Source organism: Olsenella kribbiana, from assembly GCF_036408795.1.
Classification (GTDB): domain Bacteria; phylum Actinomycetota; class Coriobacteriia; order Coriobacteriales; family Atopobiaceae; genus Olsenella_L; species Olsenella_L kribbiana.
On record NZ_JAZGJP010000015.1, the window covers coordinates 1 to 11,792 of the forward strand.

Annotated in this window: 9 protein-coding genes; 7 read left to right on the forward strand and 2 right to left on the reverse strand. The window is 60.6% G+C overall.

Going from position 1 to position 11,792, the window contains the following annotated elements; translation table 11 throughout:
• Window positions 1–202: 202 nt before the first annotated feature.
• Window positions 203–1,435: an IS30 family transposase gene (locus VXJ24_RS09195; RefSeq protein ID WP_330972637.1), complete on the reverse strand. Its 1,233-nt coding sequence runs from the start codon at window positions 1,433–1,435 to the stop codon at window positions 203–205.
• Window positions 1,436–1,792: 357 nt separating this feature from the next.
• On the opposite strand from VXJ24_RS09195, the gene VXJ24_RS09200 reads away from it, so the two are divergent.
• The 7 genes from VXJ24_RS09200 (at window position 1,793) to VXJ24_RS09230 (ending at window position 11,071) form a co-directional block, all read left to right on the forward strand.
• Window positions 1,793–2,551 (forward strand): tyrosine-protein phosphatase, encoded by a 759-nt coding sequence (locus tag VXJ24_RS09200; protein WP_330972638.1) that lies wholly within the window; start codon window positions 1,793–1,795, stop codon window positions 2,549–2,551.
• Window positions 2,552–2,660: 109 nt separating this feature from the next.
• Window positions 2,661–3,923 carry a peptidase T gene (gene pepT / locus VXJ24_RS09205; protein WP_330972639.1) on the forward strand — a complete coding sequence of 421 codons (1,263 nt, stop codon included), beginning with the start codon at window positions 2,661–2,663 and terminating at the stop codon, window positions 3,921–3,923.
• A gap of 300 nt (window positions 3,924–4,223) precedes the next feature.
• Window positions 4,224–4,769, forward strand: coding sequence for a hypothetical protein (locus VXJ24_RS09210; protein ID WP_330972640.1), 546 nt, complete (start codon window positions 4,224–4,226; stop codon window positions 4,767–4,769).
• 172 nt (window positions 4,770–4,941) lie between these two features.
• Window positions 4,942–5,865, forward strand: coding sequence for an AEC family transporter (locus tag VXJ24_RS09215; protein WP_330972641.1), 924 nt, complete (start codon window positions 4,942–4,944; stop codon window positions 5,863–5,865).
• Between the two features lie 132 nt (window positions 5,866–5,997).
• Complete coding sequence (locus VXJ24_RS09220; protein WP_330972642.1) at window positions 5,998–9,210, forward strand: DEAD/DEAH box helicase; 3,213 nt, start codon at window positions 5,998–6,000, stop codon at window positions 9,208–9,210.
• Between the two features lie 113 nt (window positions 9,211–9,323).
• Entirely contained in the window at window positions 9,324–10,166 is an 843-nt protein-coding gene (locus VXJ24_RS09225) for an HAD family hydrolase (protein WP_330972643.1), read from the forward strand.
• Window positions 10,163–11,071, forward strand: a complete 909-nt coding sequence (locus VXJ24_RS09230; RefSeq protein WP_330972644.1) for an HAD family hydrolase — start codon at window positions 10,163–10,165, stop codon at window positions 11,069–11,071. Before VXJ24_RS09225 ends, VXJ24_RS09230 begins: the two co-directional genes overlap by 4 nt.
• On the opposite strand, the gene udk is transcribed toward VXJ24_RS09230, so the two are convergent.
• Window positions 11,068–11,739: a uridine kinase gene (gene udk / locus VXJ24_RS09235; RefSeq protein WP_330972645.1), complete on the reverse strand. Its 672-nt coding sequence runs from the start codon at window positions 11,737–11,739 to the stop codon at window positions 11,068–11,070. The genes VXJ24_RS09230 and udk overlap by 4 nt on opposite strands.
• Between the last annotated feature and the right edge of the window lie 53 nt (window positions 11,740–11,792).

Consider the following 11,792-nt stretch of genomic DNA (forward strand, 5'->3'; position numbering starts at 1 on the left):
CAGCTTCTTCCTGCACGTCGTCTGGCCGGCCTCTCCGGCCACCACCGCACAGGTTCCGCCATCCATCCGCACATGTACAGCTGACTTCCGGAACCGTTCGTATGAAGTCTGTAATTGAGCATGATTCCAGAACCCTCCGGCAGTCGCCTCAAGACTCATCCGAAAGGTCTGGCTGTGGTCCTTTTTCCGGGGCGGAATCTGCTTAGATGGTCATGCCTCTCCCTTCCTCATGGACAAGGAGCGAGGGTGTGAGGTTGAGCTCGCCGGGGCCTATCTCCTCGACGCCGAGGGCGTCGAGGAGCCTCTCGGCGAGCCCTCCATAGGCAAGCCTGAACATCCTGATGGGGGAAAGGCCTGCCAGGGACGGCCTGGGCTCCGAGTTCACGTGGCTCATGAGAAGGGCGCAGTCGGCCCTCGTGAGGCCATCGAAGCTCGTCCCCTTGGGAAGGACCTTCCTGAGCTCCACGTGGTTGCGCTCGCAGGAGCCCTTCTGCTGGGACTGCCTCACGTCGCAGTAGAAGACGCGGGCACGCCTTGCCGCGCTGTCCCCGGCCGACCGCTCTATGAGCACGTGGTCCGAGAACTCCGCCCCGTTGTCGGTGAGGATCGGGTCGAAGAGCCTGCCGAAGCCATCCATCCCCACGGCCTCCTCCAGCGCGTCCAGGGCCCCCGCAGCCTCCTCTGCCGTCTTCCCCCCGAGAAGCAGCATGAGCTGGAACTTGCAGGGCCTGAGATATAGGGTGAGCAGGCACTTCGAGTCATGCACCCTGCCGATCACGGTGTCCATCTCGCAGGCAGAGGACCTCTCCTCCTCGCCGAGGCCGAGGAAAGCGGCATAGGAGCGCTCCGCCCCGTGCGAGGTGCTCCTGGGAGCTGCCTTCTTCTTCCTCGGCTTGTAGGAGACCTCACGCCTGAGCTCGATGTTCCCGGTGCCGGCGTAGCCCTCCTCTATCCATCGGTAGATGGTGGCGGGGCTCACGTCGAGGGCGTATGAGGCGACGATCTGCTCGGGAGAGAGGCCGCGCGCGAGGCCCTCCTTCACGCACCCCATGATGTGCTCGAACTGCTCCCTTGTCTTGTCGATGCCGCGCCTCGAGGCCGAGAGCTCCTCGTCGGCCAGGGCCTGTGCCCTGGCCGCCCTGTACTCTGCCTGCCACCTCTTCGGGCAGTGGTAGTTGCGCAGCCTGCAGCCATTGCACACATAGGGCCAGGAGAGCAGCTTCGGGCAGGCATCCTCCGGGACGTCCGCGACCTTCTCCCCCTTGCCGGGGCCCCTCTTCACCACACGGTTCCTCTTCACCTCGCAGAATACCGTGGAAGGGGATCTGCCGAGGCCTTCCGCGATCGAGCGGCATGACCCCCTCGTGCCGAGCGCGGCCTGTATCGCATGCCTGTCTGCCTTGGTGAGCCTGCAGTACTTCTTTGGTCCTGCCATGAGATCCTCCAGCCATCGGATGGGGCGACCTTATGCGCCCCGTGCAAGGGAGATTCTCAGACTTATCTGGACATGTTCGCTTCAGTCTGCGAACACCCCATGGGGCGTTCGGATGAAGTTGCTAATCAACCCTGTAATTGAGCAACGATGGAGGAAATCAAGCAAAATTGTGTGATTGGAATACAATTAGCTCCCAGTGGCTATAGTAGGGGCATGCAGGAGCAGGAATGACGCCCTGCAGCCACAGATGATCCTGCGGGCCTGTGGTCACATGAAAAGCAGCGAACCTTGGAAGGGGCTGCTTTCGAGCGAGGAGCGGATGCTCCGGTGCTCTCCATCTGATTAGAGGTACATAACATGGCACATCCAGCAGAGCTGAACTGGCAGAGGCTCCCCTTGACCGGCGCCGACAATGTGCGCGATCTGGGTGGATACCCGGTAGGCCTTCGCCAGACGAAATGGCATGCCTTCCTGCGTGCAGGCGCTCTCCAGCATGTCACGGACGAAGACTGCGAATTCCTCCACCGCTACGGTGTGCGCATGGTCATCGACCTGCGCTCCGAGAAGGAGGTGGAGGCTGCGCCTGACCGCGCCTGCGGTGAGAGCGACATTGCCTACATCCATGCTGAGCTGGGCGGAGAGGACCTGTCCGACCCGAAGCTCGTCGAGCGCATGGTACAGGAGCACGGCGGCGCTCTGCCCCGTGCCAAGGAGCTCTACGCCTCGATGCTCGAGAACACGCAGGCGCTCCGCATCATCTTCCGCACAATCTCACAGGCGCCGGATGATGCCTGCATCCTGATCCACTGCAGTGCCGGCAAGGATCGTACCGGCGTCATCTCGATGCTTCTCCTCATGCTCGTGGGCGTAAGCCGCGAGGACTGCGTCGCCGACTACATGCGCTCCTATCCGGATCTCTTTGCAGCGGACGGCGTCCACGAGGAATGGACGAAGCTCGCTCCGGCAGTCCAGCAGGCCTGCATCGATATGAGCGCACGCATGGGCTCCTTCGTCTATGACTGGGTGAGCGAGAACGGCGGTGTCCGCAAGTATCTCGAGGACGGCTGCGGCATCCCGGCAGCCGAGCTCGACCGCATCGCGGCGCGCCTCATCTAGGATTTGCCGCGAAGCCGGAAGCGCTGTATCGTTTCATATGATCTAACTGACATGATGATGCCTGGAGAGCAGATGTGCTCTCCGGGCATCTCGCCGAAAAGGAGAGACGATGGCAGATACAGATCAGCTTTCGGATGTCGTGGAGCGCTTCATGCGCATCGTGCAGGTTCCCTCGCAGTCAGACGAGGCCCATGAGGACCAGACGCCCTCGACGCCGTCCCAGCTCAAGATGGCAGAGACGCTTGCACATGACCTCGAGGAGCTTGGGTGCGAGGATGTCGAGCAGGACGAGCATGCCTATGTGACGGCGAGCTTCCCGGCGTCGGCAGGTGCCGAGGACCTTCCGGCACTTGGCCTCTGCGCCCATATCGACACGTCGCCCGATGCGCCGGCAGAAAACGTCCATCCCCATATCGTGCACTACGAGGGAGGTCCTCTCGTTGCAGGCGTCGTGGACGGGGCAAGCATCGAGACGACGCCTGCACAGGTGCCCGATCTCGAGAAGCTTGTGGGCCAGGACATCGTCTGCTCCGACGGACGTACACTTCTCTCTGCCGACGACAAAGCAGGCGTCGCCGAGATCTGCTCGCTTCTGAAACGTCTCGGCGAGCATCCGGAGCTTCCGCATCCGACGCTCAAGATCGCCTTCGTGCCGGATGAGGAGATCGGCCACGGCGCGGCGCTTCTCGACCTCAAGAAGTTCGGTGCGAAGTGGTGCTACACGGTCGACGGCGAGGCCCTCGGCGAGTTCAACTACGAGACGTTCAATGCCTCCGAGGCCATCGTCGATATCAAGGGCGTGATGGTGCACCCGGGCACAGCCAAGGACGTTATGGTCAATGCGATCACCGTGGCAGCCGAGTTCGACAACCTCGTGCCTGCCTTCGAGCGTCCGGAGCACACAGAAGGCTATGAGGGCTTCTATCATCCGATTGCCATCACGGGCACGGCATCGGAGGTGCGCCTCACCTACATCGTGCGCGACCATGACGGGAAGAAGTTCGCGGCACGTGAGGAGACCTTGAAGGACATTGCGGCATTCCTCAACCGCCGCCACGGCGAGGGGACGGTCAAGGTCACGATCAAGGAACAGTACCGGAACATGGCGGACTACTTCGACGGCATGGACTTCCTCGTCGACAATGCCCTCGAGGCGAACCGCGAAGCCGGCATCGAGCCCCATGTCGTGGCAGTGCGCGGCGGCACCGACGGCTCGCAGCTCACGGTGCGCGGGCTTCCGTGCCCGAATATCGCGACCGGCGGCTACAATGCCCACTCGGTACGCGAGTTCATCCCGGTCAGGTCGCTCGAGAAGACGGTCGACGTGCTCGAGCATCTCGTCGCAAAGTTCGCCGTGCCCCAGAAGGCATAGGGGAGAGATGCAGGATTGAGTGGAGGGAGCTTGCCGTGGGCTGGCTCCCTTTTCATTCATCTTTCAATCTTGGTTCCGGGAAATGAAGGACCTGCCGTTCACCCCGCAAATCATGCCGCTGACATGCCAGATCATGACAAGAAGCTGATGCAAGGCAGACCTGCCGCTCATAGTGGTCTAGTATGCTGGAAGCGTTTCCAATAGAGCTGGAAACGTTTCCGACAGGAATGGAAACGTTTCCAGCCAGCAGTGGGAACGTCAGCATCGAACAGGCAAGCCCTTCTTGGGACGGAATGGACCATGGACTATCAGTTTCTCTACATCGTCGTCGCCGGCATCCCCTTTGCTGCAACGGTCATGGACTGGCTTGGCTCTGCCATCTCCGAGCGCCATCATAGCCACCACGACACCTATGAGGCGCCGTCTGCGCTCTTCCATGCCCTCGTCGTGGTGATGGTCGGCATGGGCCTTCTCGGTGTCGTTGCCGGCATCTATATCGAAGCTGCGGAGAACGGCTGGAGCTTCCCGTCGGTCATGATGTTCTTCGCGGCATTCGAGATTGTGCTCTTCTGCATCTGGTATGGCATGAAGCGCTACCGTGTCGTGACGTATGAGGACCATATGGTGGTGACGCCGTTTGTCGGACGTCCGGTCACCATTGCCTACGCGGACATCACCGCGCTCAGGTGGTCGCGTCTCCACTTCGGCTTCACTGGTGCCAGCATCAATGCCTTCGTGGGCGACAAGCGGATAGCGACGCTCTGGGACGGCATCGATATCGATCAGGTGCTCACGACGATCGACCGCTTCGACCTTCTCGAGGTGCGCGGCACCTACGCCTGGTAAGGAAGACAGGGGATTGCATCTGGGGCTGCAGGAGAAATCCTGCAGCCTCGTTTCATATCTGGTTCATTCTTAGATAACGGCGAAATTGATGCCTTGCGAGCTGCATAAGCGCTAGAGTTCTCGCGTGCGGTCTGCGTTGCTGCACAGATCCAGAGCAGCTTGGAGGCGCAGCGTGAGCTCGACATTCACCGTCCTTGTCAATCAGGTCCTCTCGATGTTCTTCATGCTTGCGGTAGGATACATCGCCTACCGCACGAAGCTCATCACGGAAGGCAGCGTGGGCGACCTCTCCCGCACGGTCATGTACATCGCATCGCCCTGCCTGATGATGGCCTCATTCATCCAGCCCTTCGATGGAACGCATCTCATGAATGCTGGCCTCTGCGCGGTGCTGAGCGTTGCGGTCCTTGCCATCTGCGCCCTCGTGGCCCATGTCGCCTATGGGAAGAAAGATCCTATCTCCCAGTTCGGCGTCATCTTCTCCAATACCGGCTTTGTCGGCATCCCTCTTGTCCAGCATGTGCTTGGGCAGAGCTACGTCTTCTATGTGACGGTCTGCATCGCCGTGCTGACCTTCCTGATCTGGACCTACGGCGTCTACCTCGTGACGGGCAATACCAAGGAGATATCGCTCAAGAAGGTGTTCACGAATCCTGCCGTCGTGACGCTCTTCATCGGCTTTGCCTTCTTCCTCTTCAGCGTGCCCGTGCCCGACTTCATCTCGGGCTCGCTCGACACCCTGGGCGAAGTCAACACCGGCCTCGCAATGGTCGTCCTGGGCTGCTATCTGGCACAGACCCGCCTTTCCCTCATCGTTCGCGATCTGCGCGCCTACAAGGTGAGCGTCCTGCGCCTCATTGTGGCGCCTCTGCTCACGCTGCTCCTGCTCTGGCTTGTGCCTTCCGCTCTTGTTCCTTCCGATATCAAGATGGTCGTGCTCATCACGTTCTCGACACCCATCGGCGCTATGGTCGCCATGCTCTCCCAGAAGTACGGTGCGAACTACGAGTATGGTGCTGGCATCGTCTCGCTCTCGACGCTGCTCTCGCTCGTATCGATGCCGATCATCCTCGGTATCGGCGCTGCCATCCTCTGAGAGACAATCCTCGACGTGGAGGATGGAATGCCTGCCCTGCCCCTGCGTGGGGCAGGCATTCTTCTCGAGCGCTTGATCTGAGGCGGGCTCCGTCAGATACTGGGATGATCCGATCTGGCGGGGAGGGGAGCCATGCTCGAGCGCGGCCTCTATGAGAAGACGATAGGCACAGACCTCAGGCGCGAACTCGACGCAGAGGACGACAAGCTCGTATCCCAGACAGGGCGTCTCGACCATGCAGATGCTGCCCGCGTGCTTGCTGCCTATGCAGAGGAGGCCGTGAAGCAGGCGCTCGATTCCATCGAAGGCGACGACGCGCCCGTGCGCCAGGCACGGCTTGTGAACAGCCTGATAGACAATCTGGCTTCGCAGCTGAAGGACAGCGACAGCAGGCTTTCGGACCTGATCGAAGGCGAGCGTGTCGACCTTTCCCGTACGAAGCCCGAGCAGCTGCTCTCGCTCGTGCCGAGGCAGAATGCCTCTGTGGCAGAGCAGAAGAAGGGACTCGTGCGTCCGCTGACGTCGGTCGCGCAGACCTCGCTCTTCACAGGCGCTGCCCATGAGCCGCAGCTCTTCAGCGAGCTCAGGCGCGAGATTGCCTCGGCAGACGAGATCTTGATGCTTGTCTCCTTCGTGAAGTGGAGCGGCCTCAGGCTCCTTATGGATGCGCTCCAGGAGTTTGCAGACCGTGGCGGCAGGATTCGGGTCATAACAACGACGTACATGGGAGCGACGGACCCCAAGGCGGTGAGCGCTCTCGCTGCGCTGCCAGGGGCTTCGGTCAGGGTATCCTATGACACGAAACGGACCCGTCTCCATGCAAAGGCCTATGTCTTCAGAAGGAAGACCGGGTACACGACGGCCTATGTGGGCTCCTCGAACCTCACGAACCCGGCAATGACAAGCGGGCTCGAATGGAACTTGAAAATCAGCCGTGCCGATGAAGCGGATGCCCTCGACAAGATCGATGGAACCTTCGATGCCTACTGGGCCTCGCCCGACTTCGAGCCCTATACGGCTGCCGACAGCAAGCGGCTTGCTTCTGCCATCGCTCATGAGCACGGCGGGGACGCAGAAGGATTGACCTCTGCGGCCTACGCCTTCGATATCAGGCCCTATCCGTACCAGCAGAAGATTCTCGATGCACTCGAAGCGGAGCGCACCGTCGGCGGGCACTGGAAGAACCTCGTCGTCGCGGCAACCGGCACCGGCAAGACCGTCATCGCTGCCTTCGACTACAGGCGCTTCTGCGAGAGGGAGGGACAAAGAGTCCATCTCCTCTTCGTCGCACATCGCCAGGAGATCCTGGAACAGGCCCGCTCGTGCTTCCGGGGGATATTGCATGACCAGAACTTCGGCAGCCTCCTTGTCGGAAACCATCATCCGGAGAGCTATGCGCATCTCTTCGCTTCGGTCCAGAGCTTCCAGTCTCAGAGGCTCTGGGAGAAGGTTTCGGCAGACTATTTCGACTGCATCGTCGTCGACGAGATCCACCATGGTGCTGCCGACTCCTATCAGGCGATATTCAATGCGCTGCGCCCCAAGGTGCTCCTCGGCCTCACAGCGACGCCGGAGCGCATGGATGGGCAGTCCATCCTGTCGTATTTCGACAACAGGATCGCAGCAGAGATAAGCCTCGCCGATGCAATCGAGCGCAAGCTCCTGTGCCCCTTCACGTATTTCGGCGTCTCCGACCCATCAGACCTCTCGGGCCTCACGTGGAAGCGGGGAGGATATGAGACATCAGAGCTCGAGCAGGTCTATGTCTTCAACGAGAAGATTGCAGAGCGCAGATGCTCGCTCATCCTTGAGGCGCTCAGCCGCTATGTGACCGATGTCTCCCGCATGCATGCACTCGGCTTCTGCGTGAGCAAGGCCCATGCAAGGTTCATGGCAGAGAGATTCCAGGAGGCCGGCATCCCTGCGGTCGCGGTGACGGCAGATATGGACGAAGATGGCAGGGAGAAGGCGCGGACGGATCTTGCTAACGGCACCATCAAGATCGTCTTTGCAGTCGATATCTACAACGAGGGCGTCGATATCCCCGAAATCGATACGGTGCTGTTCCTGCGTCCGACCGAGTCGCTCACCATCTTCATGCAGCAGCTCGGCCGAGGGCTTCGCCTGGCACCGGGCAAGGAATGCCTGACCGTCCTCGATTTCATCGGCCAGCAGAACAGGAGATACGACTTTGCGCCGAAGCTCAGGGCTCTTCTGGCATCTCCGACGCATGCGCTCAGGCGCGAGGTCGAGGAAGGCTTTCCCGAGGCTCCTAAGGGCTGCTACATCAGGCTCGAACGTGTGGCACAGGAATACGTCCTCAAGAACCTCGCTGTGGCACAAGGAACGAGAAGCAGGCTTGTCTCGGCCCTTGCGACCTTCGAGGAGGATGCGGGGCAGAAGCTGACGCTCGGGAGCTTCCTTGCCTTCCATCATCTCGATATCCGTGCTGTCTACAAGGTGGCTCCCTTCGAGCGGCTTCTCGTCGAAGCGGGACTTGAGCCTGAGTTCGAAGAACCAGATGAAGCCGGTCTCACGAAGGCATTCCCAAGACTCTGCACGATTGACTCGAGGAGATGGATACGCTTTCTCCTGTCCTGCTTGGACAATGCCGACAAGCTGATATGGGATGAGCTCACGAGCGAGCAGCAGCGCATGCTCGACATGTTCCAGATCACGCTCTGGCCTGACTCGTTCAGACGCGAAGCGCATATGAAGGTGAAAGAGGGGAGCCCTGAGTTCGACAATGCGCTCGAGTGCCTCCGAGAGCTTGCTTCTGAGCCCCATATGGCACGCGATGTGCGCAGGATCCTTGCCTATCGTCTCGACCATATCGACTTCATCGATGAGAAGCTTTCCTGGGGCTTCCCCTGCCCGCTCGACCTCCACTGCCAGTACAGCCGCGATCAGATCTTCCTGGCGCTTGGACGCAAGGATCCCCAGAACATGCGCCAGGGCGTCGCCTATCTGAGGGATTGCCATGTCGACGTTCTCCTGAACACGCTCCAGAAGTCGGACAAGGAATTCAGTCCGGAGACGCGGTATGAGGACTACTCGATTGATGAGAGGCACTTTCACTGGCAGAGCCAGAACAAGACGACACCCGAGTCGGAGACGGGCCAGCGCTACCAGACGGGCTGGGACGCGAAAGACAGGGTCCCGGCGAAGATCGCGCTCTTCGTGCGCGAGGAGAAGGCTGACCAGTACGGAACCGAACCCTATACGTTCCTCGGCTTCGTGCACTGTGCGGATGCTTCGGGCTCCCGTCCCATGAACATTATCTGGAAGCTCGAGGCGCCGATACCGGCGCGCTTCATCCAGAAGACAGCACGCCTTGCCGGATAGCTCTGCCTGCTTTCTTCATGCAGCCACACCTTGGCACAGAAGGGAATCGTTCCCACCTGCCATACTGGTTGGGAAAGCAGATGGTAGGGCTTTCAGTCCGGAAGGCGGAATTCATGATCAAGCTTGTGCTGACGGATATGGACAACACGCTCATCCCCTGGGGACAGAAGAAGGCGTCTCCTCGGGCAATGGAAGGCATCCGCGAGATGGAAGAGGAGGACATCCGCTTCGCTCCGGCATCGGGCCGCGACTTCGAGGAGCTCAAGACCTTCTTTGCAGACGATCTCTCGGTCCTCTCATCTGCCATCACGGCAAACGGTCTCGTGATCAGCCTCGACGGCAAGGTGATCCAGAAGGCAGAGATTGCCCCAGAGCTGCTCTACCGCCTCGATGAGGCACTTGCTCCCTTTGCCGATGAGGCAGCCCTCATCCTCTACGACAAGAAGGCCCATGCCTATGCACGGCGCCCGGACCCCGGCGAGATCGAGATCATCAAGACGGCCTTCCCTGAAGGCATTAGCTTCGTCTCTACGTGGCCTGACATCGAGTTCTCGAAGCTCGGCATCGCAATGGAGACCGATGCCGCGCGCCGCGACGAGATCTGCGACGCCGTCTCGCCCCAGATTCCCGAGCTCGACTTCGTGAAGCCGCTTCCGAACTGGGTCGACGTCGTGCCTCACGGCGTCAACAAGGCGACCGCTATCAAGGTGCTTGCCGATGCCCTCCACATCACGATGGACGAGATCTGCGCCTTCGGCGACTCCGAGAACGATATCGAGATGCTTGAGGCAGTAGGCTACCCGGTTGCCGTCGCGAACGCGTCTCCTGCTGCCAAGGCGGCAGCCCGCTACTTCATCCCGGCGGCCTCTGAGGACTCTGTCGGCACGGCATTCCTGCAGATTGCAGAGGCGGCACGCATAGGCGTCCTTCCCGACTTCCTGCAGGAGACCCGATGATCAAGCTCGTCGTCACCGATATCGACGATACGCTCGTCTGCCGCGAGAGGCGGGTCATAACAAAGCGGGGACAGGCAGCGATGCATGCCCTGATGGGTGCAGGAATTGTTGTCGGTCCTGCGACAGGACGCGACATCTACCGTGTCGGCTACAGCTTCCGCTTCGACCATGCGCTCTATAGCACGGCGGTCGTGGCAAATGGCATGAAGGTCTACTACCAGGGAGAGAAGGTCCTGGAGCGCGAGCTTCCCGAAGAGGGCCTCGCGAAGGTGGCCAAGCTCTGCACGACCGATGAACGGGCGGGGCTTCTGCTCTTCGACGATACCGGCAGGATCTGGATTGCCGGCACGACCTTGGACGATGCGATAGAGCATGACCTCAGGCATCTGCCGACGGCAGACGGCGTCTCGGAGGAGCTGCCGGAGGGCCGGCGTGCCGTGAAGGCGAACTGCCACTTCGATGGCAGGACCGAAGACCTCCTTGCTTTCATGCATGAGCTTGCCCGGGCATGTCCGGAGCTCGACTTCACCTGTCCGGTCGGCGGCATCATCGATATCACGACGCATGGCTGGGACAAGGGTGAGGCAACGCTCTGGCTTGCAGACCAGCTCGGCATCAGCCACGACGAGATCTGCGCCTTCGGCGATGCCGGAAACGACGAGCCCCTGATCGACAAGATCCCGAACTCGGTTGCTGTCGCCAATGGCTTCGAGGACATCATAGCCAAGGCCCGCTGGCACATAGGCACCTCGTTCGACGACGCGGTGAGCGCTGCCTTCGAGGACATAGCAGCGGCTGCGAAGACCGGCTCCATGCCTGCTTTCATGGATCCTGCGACCGATGCACGCTACCGCGAGCTTGCGGAGAGCCTGACATTTGCAATGCCGAAAGGCATCGATTCCTAGGAGTGGGCCGTTCCGTCGAGATGCGCCCTGATCTGGTTCACGAGCATCTCGAGCGCGACCTGGTTCTCGCCGCCGACGGGGATGATAATGTCAGCATATTTCTTCGAGGGCTCGACGAAGGCCTCATGCATCGGCTTCACGGTCGTGAGGTACTGGTCGATGACGGAGGAGAGGCTGCGTCCGCGCTCCTCCACATCGCGCAGGATGCGGCGCAAGATTCTGACGTCGGCGTCCGTATCGACATAGACCTTGATGTCCATAAGGTCGCGCAGGGCCGGGTCGCAGAAGATGAGGATGCCCTCGACGACGATGACGCGGGAAGGCGTGACCGTTACGGTCTCGCTCGAGCGGTCATGCTTTGCGAAGTCATAGACCGGCTCCTCGATTGCATGTCCTGCCTTGAGCTCCCTGAGCTGTGCAATCAGGAGCTCGTTCTCGAAGGCATCAGGATGGTCGTAGTTGAGCTTTGTGCGCTCCTCGAAGGGCATATCGTGATGGGCACGGTAGTAGGAGTCCTGGGAGATGACCGTGACCTCGTCGCCGAAGCGCTCGGCGATGGAGTTCGTGATCGTCGTCTTGCCCGAACCTGTGCCGCCTGCCACGCCGATAACGGTGATGTCTGCCATATGTGCCCTCAGCCCCTTCATGTTCTCTGCATTCCGGTCCATGATAGCCGACCTCGAGGATGCAGAACAGAATAGGCCAGGAGGCGGTGCTCCTG

What these genes read in the sequence shown, in the direction of transcription:
- VXJ24_RS09195 (WP_330972637.1), bottom strand. Translation starts at nt 1,435, where the DNA reads ATGGCAGGACCAAAGAAGTACTGCAGGCTCACCAAGGCAGACAGGCAT.
- VXJ24_RS09200 (WP_330972638.1), top strand. Translation starts at nt 1,793, where the DNA reads ATGGCACATCCAGCAGAGCTGAACTGGCAGAGGCTCCCCTTGACCGGC.
- pepT (WP_330972639.1), top strand. Translation starts at nt 2,661, where the DNA reads ATGGCAGATACAGATCAGCTTTCGGATGTCGTGGAGCGCTTCATGCGC.
- VXJ24_RS09210 (WP_330972640.1), top strand. Translation starts at nt 4,224, where the DNA reads ATGGACTATCAGTTTCTCTACATCGTCGTCGCCGGCATCCCCTTTGCT.
- VXJ24_RS09220 (WP_330972642.1), top strand. Translation starts at nt 5,998, where the DNA reads ATGCTCGAGCGCGGCCTCTATGAGAAGACGATAGGCACAGACCTCAGG.
- VXJ24_RS09225 (WP_330972643.1), top strand. Translation starts at nt 9,324, where the DNA reads ATGATCAAGCTTGTGCTGACGGATATGGACAACACGCTCATCCCCTGG.
- VXJ24_RS09230 (WP_330972644.1), top strand. Translation starts at nt 10,163, where the DNA reads ATGATCAAGCTCGTCGTCACCGATATCGACGATACGCTCGTCTGCCGC.
- udk (WP_330972645.1), bottom strand. Translation starts at nt 11,739, where the DNA reads ATGGACCGGAATGCAGAGAACATGAAGGGGCTGAGGGCACATATGGCA.